General features: G+C 66.3%; 14 protein-coding genes. 10 read left to right on the forward strand and 4 right to left on the reverse strand.

Annotated elements, in window-relative coordinates:
- The first annotated feature begins 53 nt into the window (after nucleotides 1-53).
- The 3 genes from BX604_RS25220 to BX604_RS25230 all read left to right on the forward strand — a co-directional run bounded on the left by BX604_RS25220 (nucleotide 54) and on the right by BX604_RS25230 (nucleotide 10,328).
- Nucleotides 54-8,678, forward strand: a complete 8,625-nt coding sequence (locus BX604_RS25220; protein WP_098553542.1) for a GH36-type glycosyl hydrolase domain-containing protein — start codon at nucleotides 54-56, stop codon at nucleotides 8,676-8,678.
- 179 nt (nucleotides 8,679-8,857) lie between these two features.
- A complete protein-coding gene (locus BX604_RS25225) occupies nucleotides 8,858-9,058 on the forward strand; it encodes a glycine zipper 2TM domain-containing protein (RefSeq protein ID WP_226248737.1) in 201 nt (66 codons plus the stop codon).
- 88 nt (nucleotides 9,059-9,146) lie between these two features.
- A complete protein-coding gene (locus tag BX604_RS25230; protein WP_098553543.1) occupies nucleotides 9,147-10,328 on the forward strand; it encodes a DesA family fatty acid desaturase in 1,182 nt (393 codons plus the stop codon).
- A gap of 64 nt (nucleotides 10,329-10,392) precedes the next feature.
- Here BX604_RS25230 and BX604_RS25235 read toward each other — a convergent pair whose 3' ends face one another.
- Both BX604_RS25235 and BX604_RS25240 read right to left on the reverse strand, forming a co-directional pair.
- On the reverse strand, nucleotides 10,393-10,572 hold the full coding sequence (locus BX604_RS25235; RefSeq protein ID WP_098553544.1) for a hypothetical protein: 180 nt from the start codon (nucleotides 10,570-10,572) through the stop codon (nucleotides 10,393-10,395).
- Nucleotides 10,573-10,624: 52 nt separating this feature from the next.
- A complete protein-coding gene (locus BX604_RS25240) occupies nucleotides 10,625-10,897 on the reverse strand; it encodes a hypothetical protein (protein ID WP_098553545.1) in 273 nt (90 codons plus the stop codon).
- Between the two features lie 527 nt (nucleotides 10,898-11,424).
- Between BX604_RS25240 and BX604_RS25250 the strand changes: the two genes are divergently transcribed.
- Nucleotides 11,425-11,763 (forward strand): hypothetical protein, encoded by a 339-nt coding sequence (locus BX604_RS25250; protein WP_098554040.1) that lies wholly within the window; start codon nucleotides 11,425-11,427, stop codon nucleotides 11,761-11,763.
- Between the two features lie 116 nt (nucleotides 11,764-11,879).
- On the opposite strand, the gene BX604_RS25255 is transcribed toward BX604_RS25250, so the two are convergent.
- Complete coding sequence (locus BX604_RS25255; protein WP_012328536.1) at nucleotides 11,880-12,056, reverse strand: CsbD family protein; 177 nt, start codon at nucleotides 12,054-12,056, stop codon at nucleotides 11,880-11,882.
- 320 nt (nucleotides 12,057-12,376) lie between these two features.
- Between BX604_RS25255 and BX604_RS25260 the strand changes: the two genes are divergently transcribed.
- The 4 genes from BX604_RS25260 (at nucleotide 12,377) to BX604_RS25275 (ending at nucleotide 14,443) form a co-directional block, all read left to right on the forward strand.
- Nucleotides 12,377-12,964: a BPSL1445 family SYLF domain-containing lipoprotein gene (locus BX604_RS25260; protein WP_089448655.1), complete on the forward strand. Its 588-nt coding sequence runs from the start codon at nucleotides 12,377-12,379 to the stop codon at nucleotides 12,962-12,964.
- Nucleotides 12,965-13,025: 61 nt separating this feature from the next.
- Nucleotides 13,026-13,172, forward strand: coding sequence for a DUF3096 domain-containing protein (locus tag BX604_RS25265; RefSeq protein ID WP_006413561.1), 147 nt, complete (start codon nucleotides 13,026-13,028; stop codon nucleotides 13,170-13,172).
- A 541-nt stretch (nucleotides 13,173-13,713) separates the two neighbouring features.
- On the forward strand, nucleotides 13,714-14,013 hold the full coding sequence (locus BX604_RS39370) for a hypothetical protein (protein ID WP_218926882.1): 300 nt from the start codon (nucleotides 13,714-13,716) through the stop codon (nucleotides 14,011-14,013).
- Nucleotides 14,014-14,284: 271 nt separating this feature from the next.
- A complete protein-coding gene (locus BX604_RS25275) occupies nucleotides 14,285-14,443 on the forward strand; it encodes a DUF3309 family protein (RefSeq protein ID WP_089448652.1) in 159 nt (52 codons plus the stop codon).
- 127 nt (nucleotides 14,444-14,570) lie between these two features.
- On the opposite strand, the gene BX604_RS25280 is transcribed toward BX604_RS25275, so the two are convergent.
- Entirely contained in the window at nucleotides 14,571-15,860 is a 1,290-nt protein-coding gene (locus tag BX604_RS25280) for a cation:proton antiporter (protein WP_098553547.1), read from the reverse strand.
- 375 nt (nucleotides 15,861-16,235) lie between these two features.
- Between BX604_RS25280 and BX604_RS25285 the strand changes: the two genes are divergently transcribed.
- A complete protein-coding gene (locus BX604_RS25285) occupies nucleotides 16,236-16,454 on the forward strand; it encodes a hypothetical protein (protein ID WP_089484737.1) in 219 nt (72 codons plus the stop codon).
- A 138-nt stretch (nucleotides 16,455-16,592) separates the two neighbouring features.
- Nucleotides 16,593-18,269, forward strand: coding sequence for a phosphoglucomutase (alpha-D-glucose-1,6-bisphosphate-dependent) (gene pgm / locus BX604_RS25290; protein ID WP_098553548.1), 1,677 nt, complete (start codon nucleotides 16,593-16,595; stop codon nucleotides 18,267-18,269).
- Nucleotides 18,270-18,278: the final 9 nt, after the last annotated feature.

Raw genomic sequence — 18,278 nt, forward strand, 5'->3', positions numbered from 1 at the left:
ACACACCGGGTATGACGCCGGACGGGTGGTGCGGTCATTGGGGAGAAGGTGCCTTGAAGATTCACGTTGCGCGTGTTTCGCGACGCCGGACATCGCCATGGAGCAATGCACGGCCGATTCGCGAGGAGTTCTTCGGCGATGAACGGCTTGCACAGCATGCGGGCAGTCTGGCGCGTGCGCAGAAGGTACTTCCCGGGGCGCCCTCTGGCCCGTCTCTGGCGACGCGGCTGAAGGACAACGCGGATCATCTGCTGAAGGCGTACCGGAACACGGTGGCCGCAGATGCGCGCGGCGAGGAAATCACGCCGGCAGCGGAGTGGCTGCTCGACAACTACTATCTCGTCGCGGAGCAGGTGCGGCAGATCCGCGACGATCTTTCTCCGCGCTATTACCGGCAACTTCCCAAGCTCGGCAACGGGCCGTTTGCCGGTTATCCGCGCGTATTCGAGATCAACTGGTCGTTCGTCGCCCATACGGACAGCCGTTTCGATCCCGATATGCTATGCCGCTTCATGCTCGCCTATCAGGCCGTGGAACCGCTGACGATCGGCGAACTGTGGGCAGTGGCGATCACGCTGCGGATCGTCTTGATCGAAAACCTGCGGCGGCTCGCGGATCAGATCATCGACGACCGGCGCGCGCGACTCGACGCCGATGCGCTCGCGGATCGCCTGCTCGGCGAACGCGGGCAGGCGCGGGTGGAAACGGAGCCGCTCGTCGCCCGTTATGAGCAGGCCGTATTGCACGATGCGTTCGCGGTGCAATTGATTCAGCGGCTGCATGATCCCGATCCGGCCGTCGCGCCGGCGCTGGTGTGGCTGCATCGGCACCTGGCGGCGCGCGGCGCGACGCCGGACCAGATCGTCGCCTCCGTCAACCATCAGCAGGGCGCCGCCAGCCTGACCGTGCGCAACGTGATCACCAGCATGCGGCTGATTTCGGAGGTGGACTGGACCGATCTGTTCGAGCGCATCAGCCTGGTCGATCAGGTGCTGCGCAGCCATCCGGGCTTCGCGGAGATAGATTTCCCCACACGCAACCTGTATCGCGACGCGGTGGAAGCGCTTGCCCGCGGCGCGCCCGTCAGCGAACTCGAGATTGCCCGCCGCGTCGTCGCCGATGCAGCGGCGCAAGGGGCGAGCCGCGTGCCGGCCGCCGGCGCGGTGCCGGCCCGCGAGACGGACCCCGGTTACTACCTGCTGGCGGACGGCCGCACCGCGTTCGAGGCGGAGATCGGCTATCGGCCGCCCGTTGCGTTGTGGTTGCGGCGCCTGACGCGCCACGCCGGTCTCGGCGGCTATCTCGGCCGTATCGGGCTGATTGCGGCACTGCTGCTCACGGCCATGCTGGCGTGGCTCACTCGCATCGAGCCGCCCGGTCACTGGTTGATCTGGCTCGGCGTCGCCGGCCTGCTACCCGCGCTGGATACCGCGATCGCGCTCGTCAATCGCAGCGTGATGCGCGATGTCGGCGCGAAGATCCTGCCCGGCCTCGCCTTGCTCGACGGCATTCCGCCGGGCCTGCGCACGATGGTCGCCGTGCCGGTGCTGCTGACGACGGAAGCGGCGCTCGGCGAGCAGATCGAGCAACTGGAAATTCATCACCTGGCGAGCCCTGACGGCGCGCTTTACTTCGCCTTGCTCTCCGACTGGGTGGACGCGCCCACCCCGCACGCAGACAGCGACGACGGGCTGCTGGCATCCGCGGTGGCGGGTATCGAACGGTTGAATCGCCTTTATCCGGCGGCGCCGGGCGAGGGCGAGCGCTTTCTGCTGCTGCACCGCAAGCGCGTGTGGAACGACGGCGAACGGTGCTGGATGGGCTGGGAGCGCAAGCGCGGCAAGCTGCACGAGCTGAACCGGTTGCTGCGCGGGGCGTCGGACACGACATTCATCTCGCTGGCAGGCAGGCCGCCGCGCGTGCCGCCTGACGTGCGCTACGTGATCACGCTCGATGCCGATACGCGGTTGCTGCGCGATACCGTGCGCCGCCTGATCGGCAAGATGGCGCACCCGCTCAACCGGCCGGTATTCGATTCGGCGAGCCGGCGCATCGTCGAAGGCTACGGCGTGCTTCAGCCGCGCGTCACGTCGTCCCTCGCAAGCGGTGACGAGGGGTCGCTGTTCCAGCGCGTGTCGTCGAGCGCGCACGGCATCGATCCCTACGTGTCGGCCGTATCGGATGTCTACCAGGACCTGTTCGACGAAGGCTCCTATGCGGGCAAGGGCATCTACGACGTCGACGCGTTCGAGGCGGTGCTCGCCGGCCGCGTGCCGGAGAACACGGTGCTCAGTCACGATCTGTTCGAAGGCATTTTCGCGCGGGCCGGGCTGGCGTCGGATGTCGAGGTCGTCGAAGCGTCGCCGTCCCGCTACGACGTCGCGGCGGGACGCCTGCACCGGTGGGCGCGCGGGGACTGGCAGCTCCTGCCTTGGTTGATTTCCGGCCATGAACGGCTGACGGCGGTCGGCCGCTGGAAGATGCTGGACAACCTGCGCCGCACGCTCACGGCGCCCGCCGTGTTGATCGCGCTACTGGCTGGATGGATGCAGCCGCTTCCCGTATCGCTCGGCTGGAGCGCCTTCGTGCTGGTGACGATCGCGCTGCCGTTCCTGTTGCCCGTCTTGAGCGGACTGGTGCCGCGCTGGCGGCGCACGCATGTCAGGATGACGACGCGCAGCGTGCTCCATGCGTGGTCGATGGAGCTACGCTTCGCGTTGACGCGGTTCGGCCTGTCGATCGTCATGCTGCCGCAGCAGGCGTGGTCGATGGGCGACGCGATCGCGCGCACGCTGTTTCGCTTGTGGATCAGCCGTCGCCACCTGCTCGAATGGACGACAGCGGCCGCAGCGGGCGCGAGCGACCGTCGGACCCTCGCGTCCACCTATCTGCAAATGCGCGGCGGCGTGACGCTCGCGCTGCTTGCCGCGGCTGCCAGCCTGACGGCGGGCTGGCGCTTCGATCGTCATACGGGCTGGCTGGCCGTGCCGTTCGCACTCGTCTGGCTTGCCGCGCCGGCGGTCGCGTATTGGCTGAGCCGTGCACCACGGCCGGCAGGCGAACTGGCGGTGACCCCGCACGATGCGCGTCAACTGCGGCGCGACGCGCGCCGGACCTGGCGTTATTTCGAGACGTTCGTGACGGCGGACGAGCAGATGCTGCCGATGGACAATTTCCAGGAGGACCCGAAGCCCGTTTGCGCGCACCGGACTTCGCCCACCAATATCGGGCTGTACCTGTTGTCCGTCGTCAGCGCCCGCGAGTTCGGCTGGCTCGGCACGCCGGACGCGGTGTCGCGGCTGGAGGCGACGCTCGCGACGATGCGGCTGATGTCGCGCTATCGTGGCCATTTCTACAACTGGTACGACACGCGCGACCTGCGGCCTCTCGAGCCGCGGTATGTATCGTCGGTCGACAGCGGCAATCTTGCCGGGCACCTGATCGCGCTCGGCAACGGTTGCCGGGCGTGGGCGAATCAGCCCGCTGGCGTGGGACGGCAGGCCGCGCACGAAGGGATCGGCGATACGCTGGCGCTGTTGCGCAAGGCCGTGTGCCGAAATGGCGACGCCCGGACGGCCTTGCACGGCGAATTCGAGCGGGCCGCGACCGAACTGGAGGACACGCTCGCCGCGACGGATGGCCGCGCCGCGACGGAATGGAACGCGATCACGATCCTCGCTGCGACAGTCGCCGACGTCGCGCGCGCGCTGATGGACGAGGTCGGCCGGGTGCGGGGCGGCGACGTCGACGACGTGCTGTTCTGGGCGCAGGCGCTGGAGCACGGGGTGCAAGGGCATTGTCGTGACGCGACGCGCACGCCGGACGAAGCGGACGTGCTGAACAAGCGTCTTCAGGTGCTGGCCGATTCCGCGTTGCAGATGGCCTATGCGATGGAGTTCGGCTTTCTGCTCGACCCGGTGCGGAACCTGCTTTCGATCGGCTATGCCGTGGCCGACGGCCAGCGCGATCCGGGCAACTACGACCTGCTGGCGTCGGAGGCTCGCCTGGCGAGCTTCGTCGCGATCGCGAAAGGGGATGTCCCGGCGCGCCACTGGTTCCGGCTCGGCCGCCTGGCGACGCCGATCGGACACGGCGCCGCGCTGGTCTCGTGGTCGGGATCGATGTTCGAATACCTGATGCCGTCGCTCGTGATGCGCGCGCCGGACAGCAGCCTGCTCGCGCGGACCAACCACCTGGTGGTGCGTCGGCAGATCGCCTACGGCGACGGGCTGCGGCTGCCGTGGGGCATGTCCGAGTCGGCGTACAACACGCGCGACATCGAGCTGACCTATCAGTATTCGAGCTTCGGCGTGCCGGAGCTGGGGCTCAAGCGCGATCTCGACCAGAATCTGGTGGTCGCGCCCTATGCGACCGCGCTGGCGGCGATGGTCGCGCCGCATGCCGCCGCGTGCAACTTCGAACGGCTGCGCACGGCCGGCGCGTGCGGGCGCTTCGGCTTCTACGAAGCGCTCGACTATACGCCCGCGCGCGTGCCGGAAGGCGTGCCGGTTGCCATCGTGCAGGCGTTCATGGCGCATCACCAGGGCATGTCGATCGTGGCGATCGCCAATGCGTTGCTGGGCGGGCGTATTCGCACCTTCTTCCATGCGGAACCGGCCGTTCGAGCCACCGAGCTGCTGTTGCAGGAGCGGGTGCCGGGCCGGGTCGCGGCAGGGCGGCCGCGGGTCGACACGCGCCCCGCCGGCAGGATGCATGGGATCGATGCCGGCGTCGCGCGGTGCCTGCTGTCCGCGAACGATCCCGCCCCCGTCACGCATCTTCTGTCCAACGGCCGCTATGCCGTGATGCTCACGGCCGCGGGGTCCGGCTACAGCCGTCGCGACGATCTGGCCGTTACGCGCTGGCGGGAGGACGCGACGCGCGACGATTGGGGCAGCTATCTGTATCTGCGAGACGCCGAGAACGGCGACGTGTGGTCGGCCACGTGGCAGCCCACTGGTGTGGTGCCGGACAGCTACGACGTGACGTTCACCGAGGATCGCGCCGAGTTCGTGCGTCGCGACGGCACCTTGACGACGTCGCTCGAGGTGGTGGTATCCGCCGAGGACGACGCAGAGGTGCGTCGGGTGTCGGTAGCCAACACGGGCACCCGGCCGCGCGTGATCGAATTCACGTCGTACGCGGAAATCGTGCTCGCGCCGGCCACCGCCGATCACGCGCATCCTGCATTCTCGAAGCTGTTCATCGAAACCGAGTACATGCCGGCATCCGGCGCCATCCTGGCGACGCGCCGCAAGCGCGCGCCGAACGAGGCGGAGGTTTGGGCCGCTCATCTGGCGGTGACTGCCGGCGAAACCGTCGGCGCGGAAGAATTCGATACCGATCGATTGCGTGTCATCGGACGCGGACGCAGCGTTCGCTTGCCGCTTGCGCTGACCGAACGGCGTGCGCTGAGTGCTTCCGAAGGCGCGGTGCTGGACGCGGCGTTCACGTTGCGGCGGCAACTGCGCATCGAGCCGGGCGCGAAGGCGAGCATCGTCTACTGGACCATCGTCGCGGATTCGCGCGCGCAGTTGCTCGATCTGGTCGACAAGCATCGCGACGGCGAATCGTTCGCGCGTGCGGCGATGCTCGCGTGGACCCAGGCGCAGGTGCAGCTGCGGCACAGCGCGGTGAGCCTCGACGAGGCCGCGTTGTTCCAGCAACTGGCCGGATACATGCTCTACAGCGATGCGTCGATGCGGCCGGGCTCCGCGGCGCTGCTGCGCCATGCGGCGGCGATATCGGCGGCGGGCGGCGTGGGCGCGTCGCCGTTATGGACGCATGGCGTATCGGGGGATCTGCCGATATTGCTGGTCCGGATCGACGACATCGAGCACATCGCCATGGTGCGGCAGTTGATTCGCGCGCACGAGTACTGGCGGATGAAGCGGCTCGAGGTCGATCTGGTCATCATCAACGAGCGCGCGGCGTCGTATGTGCAGGATTTGCAGGCGGCGCTCGAGGGGCTGGTGCGGCCCCGGCAGCCGCCCGGCGAAGCCGGACGCGGCAGTATTTTCGTGCTGCGCGAGGACCTGATGGCGGTGGCGGCGCGCGCGCTGTTTCCGGCCGTTGCGCGGGCCGTGCTTGCCGCGCGCAATGGCCGGCTGGTGGATCAATTGCGGCGCCTCGGGGCTTCGCCGCTGCCCGCGCGCCCGGATGCCGCGAGCCCGCCATTGCTGCCGCCTGCGATTCTGCCACCGAAGGGCGCACAGGCCGGCGCCGGTCTCGAATACTTCAACGGCATCGGCGGTTTCGCGCGCGGCGGCCGCGAATACGTCGTGGTCCTGCAGCCCGGTCAATGCACGCCGATGCCGTGGGTCAACGTCGTCGCGAATCCATCGTGCGGCTTCCTGACATCGGCGGAGGGGGGCGGCTATACCTGGGTGACGAACAGCCGCGAGCATCCGCTGACGCCGTGGTCGAATGACCCGGTCACCGATCCGCCGAGCGAAGTGTTCTACATCCGCGACGACGAGACGGGCGTGCGCTGGGGGCCGCAGGCGGGTTCGATTGGCGACGACGCGCCGAGCGCGAGCGCTTTCGTGGCGAGTCATGGCCAGGGCTACAGCCGGTTTGCGCATTCCGCCGCTGACGTCGCCGTCGAGTTGCTGCAGTTCGTGCCGCTGGCCGATCCTGTCAAGATTTCCCGCCTGACGTTGCGCAACCTGTCGAGTCGGCGCCGCCGGCTGTCCGTCGCCACCTATGCGGAGTGGGCGCTGGGGGCGTCGCGCAGCGCCTCAGCGCCACACACCGCGAGCGAGATCGATCCGCCGACCGGCGCGCTGTTTGCCCGCAACGACTGGAGTCAGGTGTATCGCGGCAGAGTGGCGTTCGCCGATTTATGCGGCCTGCAAACCTCATGGAGCGCGGACCGGCGCGAGTTCATCGGCCGCAATGGCGTCCTGAGCGATCCCGCCGGTTTTCCGGGGAGGGCCGGCGCGTCGCCGTTGTCGGGCCGCGTCGGCGCCGGGCTCGACCCGTGTGCCGCATTGCAGACCACGGTCGATCTCGAACCCGGCGGCAGCGTCGAAATCGTCTTGCTGCTCGGCGAAGGCGCTGACGCGGCAACGGCGCGACAGTTGATCGCGCATTACCGTCGGGCGGATCTCGACGCGATATTCGCCGCCGTGACGGCGTTCTGGGACGAGACGCTCGGCGCCGTTCAGGTCGAAACGCCTGATCGCGCGATGGATCTGATGCTGAATCGCTGGCTGCTGTACCAGACGCTGTCGTGCCGGATCTGGGCGCGTGCGGGCTTCTATCAGGCGAGCGGCGCGTACGGTTTTCGCGACCAGCTGCAGGATGGCATGGCGCTCGCGGTCGCCCGCCCGGCCCTGACGCGCGAGCATCTGCTGCGGGCGGCGGCGCGCCAGTTTCCCGAGGGCGACATGCAGCACTGGTGGCTGCCCGAAAGCGGCAGCGGCGTGCGCACGCGGATCTCCGACGACCGCGTCTGGCTCGCCCATGCGGTTGCGCACTACGTCGACGTCAGCGGCGACCGCGCGATTCTCGATGCGTCGATCCCGTTCATCGACGGGCGACCGCTGGCCGCCGACGAGCACGACGCGTTCTTCATCCCGCGCATCTCGGAAACGAGCGCGTCGCTGTTCGAGCATTGCGTGCGCGGGCTGGAGTCGAGTCTCGCGCAGGTCGGCGAGCATGGTCTGCCGCTGTTCGGCACGGGCGACTGGAACGACGGCATGAACCGGGTCGGCGAGGCCGGGCGGGGCGAAAGCGTCTGGCTCGGGTGGTTCCTGCATGCGACGCTCACGGCGTTCGCCCCGCTCGCCACAGCGCGCGGCTCGGGCGAACTGGCGGCGGGCTGGCTGACGCGCGCCGGCGCGTTGCGCGATGCGCTCGCCGATGCGGGGTGGGATGGCGAGTGGTATCGGCGTGGCTACTTCGACGACGGTACGCCGCTCGGCTCGGCCGGCAACGCCGAATGTGCGATCGACGCGATCGCGCAGTCGTGGAGCGTGCTGTCGGGCGCGGCGGACCCGGCGCGCGCCGCGCAGGCAATGGACGCGCTGGAAGCGCGGTTGATCCGCCGCGACGATGGCTTGGCATTGCTGTTCGCGCCGCCGTTCGATCGATCGCCGGTCGATCCCGGCTATATCAAGAGCTATCCACCGGGCATCCGGGAAAACGGCGGCCAATACACGCATGCGGCCACGTGGTCGGTGCTTGCGTTTGCGCAAATGGGTGACGGAGATCGCGCCGCGAAGCTGTTCGCACTGCTCAATCCAGTCAATCGCAGCCGCACGCGCAGCGGCGCGAATCGTTATCGGGTGGAGCCGTACGTGGTCGCGGCCGACGTCTATTCGGTCGCGCCGCATGTCGGCCGCGGCGGATGGACCTGGTACACCGGCTCGGCGGGCTGGCTATATCGTGCGGGCGTCGAAGGCCTGCTCGGCCTGCGCAGGCATGGCGACATGCTGTCCATTCAACCGTGCATACCGCGATCCTGGCCGGGCTTCAGGGCAACGCTGCGCCACGGGGCGTCGCGCTACGACATCGTCGTCGAGAATCCGGACGACGTCAGCGGCGGCGTGTCCCGCCTCGTCGTGGATGGCGTGCGGCTCGCCGCCGGAGAAGCGATGGTGCGACTCGTGGACGACGGTCGGCGTCACAGCGTGGTCGTGACGCTGGGGGCGGCGCAAGCGGTGCTTCTGTGAGGCGACAGGTCGGCACCCGGGCCGGTACGTTAGCGGACGGACTGCGCGCGATTCACCGCCCATCATGAACCGACGTCCCGAATTTCATCGGGATGTCAGCGCATGGGCTTCCGTGCGTCGTGCCGGATCGGACGGCGCGGCGGCAACCCGAGGGGATGATCATGAGAAAGCTACATTCCATGGCAGTCGAGATGGCGATCGTCACGTTGACGATCGTCGTGCTGGCGGGTTGCGGCGGTATGTCTCGCCGCGGAACGGATACCGTGATCGGGGCGGGTGTCGGTGGCGTCGCCGGCGCAGTCCTGACGGGCGGCAGTGCGTTGGGCACGGTGGGCGGCGCGGCCGTCGGCGGCGTTGTCGGCAACCAGGTCGGGAAATAGGCCGGCCGACGGGTAGGGAATCGGCACGCGCACTCGCCGTCGCGGCGAAGCGCGCGCGGATACATGCGTGACCCGGAGTGCGACCGGTATGTCGGCATTTCTCCTGAACGGCGAGCTGAGGCTGTCCTGGTGGCAGCTTGCGGGGGTCGTGTTCGTGCTCACGCATGTCACCATCATCAGCGTGACCGTGTACCTGCACCGCTGTCAGGCGCATCGGGCGCTGGATCTGCGCCCGTGCGTCAGCCACTTCTTCCGGTTCTGGCTGTGGTTGACGACCGGCATGCTGACCCTGCAGTGGGTCGCGGTGCATCGCAAGCATCACGCGAGAAGCGAGACCCCGGAGGATCCGCATAGCCCGCGAACCCGTGGCCTCGCGACCGTGCTGCTTCGCGGCGCGGAACTGTACCGGGAGGAAGTGCGGAACGAGGAAACGCTGCGCCGGTATGGATCGGGTACGCCCGACGACTGGCTCGAGCGCCACGTCTATGCCCGCTATCCGAATCTCGGCGTCGGGCTGCTCGCCGTGATCGACGTCGGGTTGTTCGGGCTCCCCGGCGTGGCGGCGTGGGCGATCCAGATGATGTGGATTCCGTTCTGGGCCGGCGGCGTGATCAACGGTTGCGGCCACTTCGGCGGTTATCGGAATTTTGCGACGCCCGATGCGAGCACCAACATTTTCCCGCTGGGCATCCTGATCGGCGGGGAAGAACTGCATAACAATCACCACGCATACGTGACGTCCGCCAGGCTGTCGAACCGATGGTTCGAGTTCGACATCGGCTGGCTGTACATCCGCCTGCTGGCGGCGTTGAGACTAGCGACCGTTCGGCGACTCGCAACGAAGCCGCGCCTGCTCCCGAACAAGGCAGTGGTCGACGACGCAACGCTGCAAGCGGTCATCCGCAACCGGTATGCGGTGATGGCCGCCTATGCGCGCATGCTCGAACCCGCCTGCCGGCGCGAACTGCGCCGCATCAAGGACATGAGCCGCGACGACAAGCGCGCGTTCGCGCTCGCCATGAAACGCTGGTTGCGCCAGGCCTGGGGCCATCGGGGCAAGCCCGATCTGCGGGCGCTGACGAGCCCAAATGCCAATCGGCGAATGCGCGTGTACGTCGATATGTACGAGGCGTTGCTCGAGCTATGGACGTGGTCGCACGCATCGCACGAGCAATTGCTGGTTCAGTTGCAGGATTGGTGCCGTTGCGCGGAGCAGAGCGGCATCAAGGCGATTGCCGATTTCTCGGTGCGTCTGCGCCGGTATGCGTGATCCCGGCACGCCGGTGACCCGCCATGCGGGACCGGCCTGCCACAGTGTGCGGCGCAAGCGCCGCTCATCTCGCCCGATTGTCTGGACGCGAATAACGCCACTTGCTCGCATTGGAATTGATGCCGGCATCCTGGCGGATGCGCTTTTCGGCGCGTTCGACGTCGGCACGGGCCAGATCATCCCGCTGCTTTTGCCGGGTCGCGTCATCGCGCCGATCGATTGAGGTGCCTGAGTGATATTTCATGGATCGCTCCTGAGTGAGGTGTGCTCGCGTCGGGTCGGATGCGGCGGACGGATCAGATCGCCGCAGGGGCGATCTTGCCGTCCACGATGTCCTTGCCGAATTGCATCGCCAAGTCGAGTGCGAGCGCCGCCGTTTGCGGAGCGCCATGCTCGAAAATGGTCGAGTAACGCGGTGCCGTTGCGGAGGTCGCCGGAATCGTGTCGATGCGAACGATTGAAGCAAAACGCTTCGGGCCGGGGGCGTGGGGATCGCCGAACGGCGGGAAAAGCATTTGTGAATAGACGCGGAGTTCATGTCCGCGATATTCGAGTGTGGGGATGGTCATGATTTGCTCCTGACAGAGCAACGATTGGCGCCGAAGGATTCAAGGGCGCCGATGCCTTGACAACAAACCGGCAGGTATCTTCAGTGTGCGCGTTCGACAATTGTTTCGCAATAACAATATCGGATGCCGAAGCATATTTTCGATGCGGGTCAATCACCGGGTTTCGGTGCGGTTGCGGAAGAATCTGCTTCCAAATAGTCGATACCGTACAGACCGACGCGCGTCTTCCGGTTCACGATGAACTCAACACCGAGGAGGCCGCCATGTGCATCCCACTTTCACTCGAGGTCGTCGAGACACTCAAATCGCTTGATCGAATTCCGGATTCCCAGGCCGATATTCCACGCGCCATAGCCGATGAACTATTGGCTCACGGGCTTGCATACGAGTCGCGCACCGGCGGTTCGATCAACATGACGGCGGCAGGCCGTCTGTGGCTGAATCGGTGTGCGGACTAGCGCGCATGCGTCGACCAGGCGAGACCGGATTTTGTCCTGTACAGCGATTCATGGATCCATGAGGCAATGATGAAAACCCAATCTACACGATGGTTTACGCTGGACCAATACGCACCTGTTCGCGACGGATGGTATGAAGTGCGACTGGTGAGCGGCGACACGGCGTTTGCGAAGTTTGGCGATGGCGAATGGACGGAAAAACCGATGCTCACCTTTACGCGCTGGCGAGGCTTGCGCTCCGATCCGGACAAGTCGGGCGACGCAGTGGATGCGACCGCAGATGCGACCGCGGCGAAAGGTGTCCGGGACGCGTGGGACGCGTTCTTTCCCGGCGTGGGAAACGAGCAGCACAAGCCGCTTGCCGCTGCGCATGGCGACCACCACCCCCGACGCATTGCGGCATCGTGACGGTCAGTCGGGAAGCGGGTATCGCCGGATGTTGCCTGCACGCGCGGTCAACATCCAGTGAATCCGCATCACGTTGCCCGATCGCGCGGCGCTACGGAACCGTTCGCGCGAACCCCCTACGGCCGCTTCCTGAATTGCTCTTTCGCGTCACCGAATGACGCTTGTGTCTTTCCGACGACCTGCTCGACCGTGCCCTGCATTCTGGTCGATCGATTTCCCATGATCCTGCCGACCATTTCCTTCAGTCTGCCTTTCGCTTCCGCGATGCGGCCTCTCACCTGATCCCTGTTCATCACACTGCTCCTTGACATGGGTCGCCTGCTTGATCGGTACGAAACCTGGAACCATCGAAGCGTCGTATCGGGCGCTTTACGCGGAACAACCGGTGCGCCCGAAGACACACTGAGCGCAATCGCGATGGAAGTCGGTACGATGCCGTACGCGGATCGCCGCCGGTGCGCCAGCGTATGCATGCGGGCGGCGGTTGGATCGATCGCCGCGAAGCCAGGTTGAGAAGGTTGTCTGTTTTTGCAGGCTTGGTACGCTTTCGTACCGCATTCGCATTCGCCTGTGTGTAGCGTCAGGGGTATCCACGAACAACCTGGGGTGAATCATGCAGCGACGAACATTTCTATGGGGTACGCCGGGATCGATCCTGGCTATCGGCCTCGCGGTCTCGGGATGCACGACGACCGGTACATCCGACGCCAGTGGTCACCAGACCGACAAGCGCCACACCATCGATGCAGGCGTCGACTCGACCCTCGCACGCCTTTACACGACCGCCAAAGGCTCGCGTGAACTCGTCGGCAAGGCGCGCGGCGTGCTGGTATTCCCGTCGGTCATCGCGGCCGGCTTCTTCGTCGGCGGCCAGTACGGCGAAGGCTCGCTGCGCGTTGCCGGCAGCACGGTCGGTTACTACAGCACCACGACCGGCTCGATCGGCCTGCAGATCGGTGCGCAATCGAAAGCCATCATTTTCCTGTTCATGACCGAGGATGCGCTTGGTCGCTTCCGTAACAGCGAAGGCTGGTCGGTGGGCGGCGACGCGTCGGTGGCAGTACTGAAAGTCGGCGCGAACGGCAATGTCGACACCAGCACCGCGACCGCGCCGATCGAAGCATTCGTACTGACGAACAACGGATTGATGGCCGGCGTGACGCTGGAAGGCACGAAGGTCACCCGGCTCAAGTCGCTGTAACGAGCGGCGGACGCGGGGCGGCTTGGTCTCCATTGGTTGTTTTCATTCTTGCGGAGGGCGTATGCACATTCTCACGAGCGCGGGCCCACTGGTTTCGCTGATCGCCGGCATTCTGATTCTGGTGGTGCCCCGTCTGTTGAATTACATCGTGGCGATCTACCTCATCGTCATCGGGTTGCTCGGGCTGTTCGGAGGACATCTCCACTGAACCGAGCCTCTCGCGAAAAAGCAGGTGACGAACCTCGCGGGCGGCGCCCGCGATCATCGACTGTCGACGTGCCACTGAGCATTCGCGACGGGGCCCGGATTGCCCTGCGTGGCAGTTGCCGCCAATCCGGACCGGGGGTTCTTCCGGCAACGTGCGGCGCTCCAGGCTCTCGAGCCATTCGTGGAATCTGACGGATTGCCCCGGACATAGGCGCGGGCCGACCGCGCCATCTTCACGCTCCGGAGTGCAACGAGGGCACTCTGCCGCCCGTTGACGGGTGTGGGCCGGCGCATCGCACGACCCTGAGCGCGTGGTGGCTGAAGCGGGCTGAATACGCTATCGAGTCGATCGACATACCGTTCCCGGACGCCTGCTCGCGTCGGAACGCATTTGCTCCGCGGTGCGCGGTTGCTCGCGCGCGTTCGGGTTCGTCAGCCTCGGCTTTTCGGGGGCAATGGGCATTCCGTCATCGGTCGCGGTATCTTGCGCATATTTCCGATGCTGTTGCGGCGTGCCGCGGGCTTTCCGAGTCAGGTCGTTCATGAGCTTCTCCGGTGAATGCCGCTTCGCATGGATCCGGCCGCTCGAACCGGAGCACGGCGAGACCATCGGCAGTGTGTCGGCGCGTTGTGGCGCCGAGCGCGTATCGGCATCGGCAGCGCATGCGCGCGTGCCGACCCAGAATGGACGAGCGAACAGCGGAAGTCGGTACGATGCCGTGCAGTGGCGGCTGGCGTCGCTTCGGACCGGCACGCCGATGATTTGCGCCGATGTCCGCGATAATCCGCACGCGTCCGGTACGTTGCCGGACAGACTCCATGCGTGCGTCCGCCTACATTGATTTCGAAAGAGTCGATGCACGTCCCGAACCGGGTGCATCGAGCACGTGTTCTGCATGAAGGAGCAGGACGACTGACTTCCCGGCTACTCCGGCATTCGAGATACGGCACCGCCCATTTCGACGCGACAGGCGGCGAACGGCGCGTGCGCGCGTCGACATGGAAGCGCACGGGAGCGTATCGGCGGACACATCGGTTCGATTGCATTCGATGGCCATCGGGGCGAACGCACTGCGCCATGACCCGCCGGATGATTGATTGAGGAGAGACGACATGTCACTGGGACTTCTTCTACTGATCGTTGTCGTGCTGCTGATGGTCGGGGTGATCCCGACCTGGCGCTACAGCAACGGCTGGGGGTATGGTCCAAGCGGATTGCTGGGCTTGGTATTGGTCGTGTTACTCATCCTGATGCTGCTGGGCAGGCTGTGACGCGGGACATCATCGACGCTGCAGGTTCATGGGAAGACTGCCGCCCGACACCGCGAGTGTCAGGTGTGGCATCCCGCCGAACCGTTCGACCCGCGTACGCATCGCGCCACCGCGCCCGCGCTGGATCTCACGCATAGCGACGCATGAGCGGCGCGGCTGAAATGCCGTGCAGCACGATCGACATGGCGATGATGGCCAGTACCCATGGAACCAGCGGCAACAGTTGCGCACGCGGCCCTTGCTCGAGGGCCAGCATCAGGTAATACAGGGAACCCACGCCGCGAATGCCGAACCAGCTGATCAGCCGGCGCTGGTGGCGCGACGCCTGGGATCCTATCAGCGCGAGCCCGGTGGCCGCCGGCCGGATGACGAACAGCAGGGTCGCGACCACGGCCGCGCCGGCCCAGGTGAGCATGTCAACCCAATAGCGGGAGACGAGCGCACCGATCAGCAGGATCAGCACGGCTTCGGCGATGTGTTCGAGCTCGATCGTGAATCCCATGACCGACTCCGCGACGAAGGCATGGGCTTTGTCGGGATCGGTGGCGGTGGCCTCGACATCCTCGCTGTCCACGATGCCGACCGTCTCCCTCGACGTCTTCCGGCCGCTCGTTCGATGCTCGACACGCCGCATCGCGACGCCCGCGGCGAACACGGCCAGGAACCCGTAGCCATGAATGGCGAGCGTCACGCCGTACGACAGCATGATCAGGCCCAGCGCGAAGAACCCTTCGAGGCCGAGCGCCTGTCCGTGGCGGCTGCGCAGGAATGCGACGAGCCGGGCGGTGGCGAAGCCGAGCAGCCAGCCGGCGCCCACGCCGGAGGTGATACCCCATGCAATGCTGCCGAGCATGCTCCAGTGAAGCTCCGACATCGTGCCAGACCCGCACGCAAGCAGGCCGATCACCGCGCAAGGGTAGGCGGTGCCGTCGTTGATCCCGCCTTCGCCGGACAACGAAAAACGCACCAGTTCGACGTCACCCGCGTCGCGCACGCCGACGTCATGAGCGAGCACGGGATCCGTCGGCGCGATCATCGCGCCCAGCAGTACCGCGACGCCGAGACTCAAATGCAGCACCAGCATGCCGAGCGCGGCGATCGACGCGACGGTGAAGATCATCGCGACGACGCCAAGCCGCAGCGGCAGCATCCAGCGGCGATCGGCGGGCGGGACACGCAGCCTCAGGCCGATCGCGAACAGCGAGATCAGCAAGCCGATTTCGGCCGCGATGCGCAAGTGCGTGACGTCGTCCGGCAATGTCAGCGACAGGAAGCCGAGGCCGGCCGGTCCGATCAGAAAGCCGATCCCGAGATACACCATGGCCGCGCTCAGCGGCAGACGCTTGAGCGACGACCCGATGAGTCCCATGAAAATCAGCAGGGCTCCGAAGATGAGGCATCCGATGGTTTCGGTCAATTTGAATGTCCTGCGTGGGTAACGTCGCGCTCGCCGCGCGTCGAGCGTCGAACGCAGGTCGCCATGCGGTGTCGTTCAGGCGGCACGCGCGGGACGGCACACACCGGACTGGGCGTCGATGCCTTGCATTCGTCGCACAATATCGCTCCGGTCGTACCACGTTCGCAGCGAGTCGATTCGGCGTCTGTCCGATGGCGGACAAAGAACCGGGCGCAACCGTCGCAACCATCGCGATCGAAATGACGCGTGGCCGCGGCTGACGCAGCCGGGAAAGTGCACACGAAGCGGCATGCACCCATGTACGGTAGCGGGCAGAGCGGTGCAGTGCTTCGTCATAGACTGTTCGCCGATCCTCGTGACAACTGGAGCATGGCCATGGCGCATACAGCAATCGAGGGAGATCTGCGTTCACTTGAACGACTCGTTGCACGCGTCACGCTCGGTGAGCCTGCGCCATGGGCTCTCTGGCGCATTCGGCTGGAATCGATCCTGGAACACGGCTGCGTGACACCCTCGGAGCGCATGCATCTCGTCAGCATCATCGCCCTTCTCCTCATGCTCGAGCGTCGAGCGGGCAAGCTGGCCGCGCATTGAGCACGGCCGCCGCGTCGCGCGTTCGAGGGGGGCGCGGCGGTAGTCATGGTTCGCGCTCGAACGAGAATGGCGGCTGGGGCCCATACAGGAGGCATGTTGAATCCCGCTACATCCGACCCGCCGGGCGCGCCAGCCGCGATGCCCGTCAGTCCGCTGGCAGGCCGGCTCGCGCCTTACGCGCTGTGGATCGACGTTCCCCGCCTCGTGACCGCATACTACACTGATATGCCGGACCCGGCAGTCCCGGCGCAACGCGTGACGTTCGGTACGTCGGGACACCGGGGTTCCGCGTTGACCCGCAGCTTCAACGAGTGGCATGTCCTCGCGATCACGCAGGCGATCTGCCGGTATCGACGTTCGCACGGCATCCACGGTCCGGTGTTTGTCGGCATCGATACGCATGCGCTTTCCGAACCGGCGCAGGCGAGCGTGCTTGAAGTGCTGGCTGCCAATGGCGTCGAGGTCATGCTGGCGCCACCGGGTGAATACACGCCCACGCCGGCCGTTTCGCGCGCGATCCTGACGTACAACCGGGGACGCAATGCCGGGTTCGCCGACGGCATCGTCGTGACGCCGTCGCACAATCCGCCGGACAACGGCGGCATCAAGTACAACCAGGCGACCGGCGGCCCGGCCGGGGAAGCCGTCACCCGATGGATCGAAGCGGCCGCGAACGATCTGCTCGAGGCGCGGCTCGCGGGGGTGAGCCGCGCCTCGTTGTCGACGGCATCGAATGCCGCCACGACGCACCGGTACGACTTCCTCGCGGCGTATGTCGACGACCTGGCCAGCGTCATCGACATGGACATCCTGCGCGGCGCGCCGATCCGGCTCGGCGTCGATCCGCTCGGCGGCGCCGGCGTGCACTACTGGGGTGCGATTGCCGAGCGTTACCAACTGAATCTCGCGATCGTCAGCGAGGAAGTCGATCCGACTTTTCGCTTCATGAGCGTCGACTGGGACGGGCGTATCCGCATGGATCCGTCGTCGCCGTATGCGATGCAGAGCCTGATCGCGCGGAAAGACCAATTCGATGTCGCGTTTGCGTGCGATACCGACCACGACCGGCACGGGATCGTCACACGCAGCGACGGTTTGCTGCCGCCCAATCACTATCTCGCGGTGCTTGTCGACTATCTGCTCGCGCATCGGCCGAAATGGCCCGCTCGCGCGGCGGTCGGCAAGTCGGTCGTCTGCAGCGAGATGATCGATCGTGTCGCCAGCGCACGCGATCGCGCAATCTACGAAGTGCCCGTCGGCTTCAAGTGGTTCGTCGGCGGATTGCTCGGCGGCACGCTGGGGTTCGCCGGCGAGGAGAGTGCGGGGGCCACCTGCCTGCAGCTCGACGGGCAACCCTGGACGACCGACAAGGACGGCATCGTTCCCGCGTTGCTGTCGGCCGAAATCACGATCCGAACCGGCCGCGATCCGGCGGAGCATTACCGCGACCTGGCGCACCGCTTCGGCGCGCCCGCCGAACGGAGGGTACAGGCCGCAGCCACACCTGAGCAGCGCGCGCTGCTGGCGCGGCTAACGCCGCATCAGTTCACGCACACCGAACTGGCGGGAGAGGCGATCGTCCGGATACTCGATCGGGCGCCGGGCAATCGGGCCGCGATCGGGGGCATCAAGGTGATGACGGAGCACGGCTGGTTTGTTGCGCGGCCGTCGGGCACCGAAGATCTCTACCGGATCTATGCGGAAAGCTTCAACGGAGAGGATCACGTGGCGCGCATCGTGTCCGATGCGCAGTCGATGGTCGACGCGGTGCTCGAAACCGGCACGTGCGATGCCGGTGGCGGCTCGAACGCCTGATACGCGCAT

Source organism: Burkholderia sp. JKS000303, from assembly GCF_002563755.1.
Taxonomy (GTDB): domain Bacteria; phylum Pseudomonadota; class Gammaproteobacteria; order Burkholderiales; family Burkholderiaceae; genus Burkholderia; species Burkholderia anthina_B.

Excerpts from the sequence above, each read along its gene's own strand:
- BX604_RS25225 (WP_226248737.1), top strand. The coding sequence starts at position 8,858 with ATGGCAGTCGAGATGGCGATCGTCACGTTGACGATCGTCGTGCTGGCG.
- BX604_RS25230 (WP_098553543.1), top strand. The coding sequence starts at position 9,147 with ATGTCGGCATTTCTCCTGAACGGCGAGCTGAGGCTGTCCTGGTGGCAG.
- BX604_RS25235 (WP_098553544.1), bottom strand. The coding sequence starts at position 10,572 with ATGAAATATCACTCAGGCACCTCAATCGATCGGCGCGATGACGCGACC.
- BX604_RS25240 (WP_098553545.1), bottom strand. The coding sequence starts at position 10,897 with ATGACCATCCCCACACTCGAATATCGCGGACATGAACTCCGCGTCTAT.
- BX604_RS25250 (WP_098554040.1), top strand. The coding sequence starts at position 11,425 with ATGAAAACCCAATCTACACGATGGTTTACGCTGGACCAATACGCACCT.
- BX604_RS25255 (WP_012328536.1), bottom strand. The coding sequence starts at position 12,056 with ATGAACAGGGATCAGGTGAGAGGCCGCATCGCGGAAGCGAAAGGCAGA.
- BX604_RS25260 (WP_089448655.1), top strand. The coding sequence starts at position 12,377 with ATGCAGCGACGAACATTTCTATGGGGTACGCCGGGATCGATCCTGGCT.
- BX604_RS25265 (WP_006413561.1), top strand. The coding sequence starts at position 13,026 with ATGCACATTCTCACGAGCGCGGGCCCACTGGTTTCGCTGATCGCCGGC.
- BX604_RS39370 (WP_218926882.1), top strand. The coding sequence starts at position 13,714 with ATGAGCTTCTCCGGTGAATGCCGCTTCGCATGGATCCGGCCGCTCGAA.
- BX604_RS25275 (WP_089448652.1), top strand. The coding sequence starts at position 14,285 with ATGTCACTGGGACTTCTTCTACTGATCGTTGTCGTGCTGCTGATGGTC.
- BX604_RS25285 (WP_089484737.1), top strand. The coding sequence starts at position 16,236 with ATGGCGCATACAGCAATCGAGGGAGATCTGCGTTCACTTGAACGACTC.
- pgm (WP_098553548.1), top strand. The coding sequence starts at position 16,593 with ATGCCCGTCAGTCCGCTGGCAGGCCGGCTCGCGCCTTACGCGCTGTGG.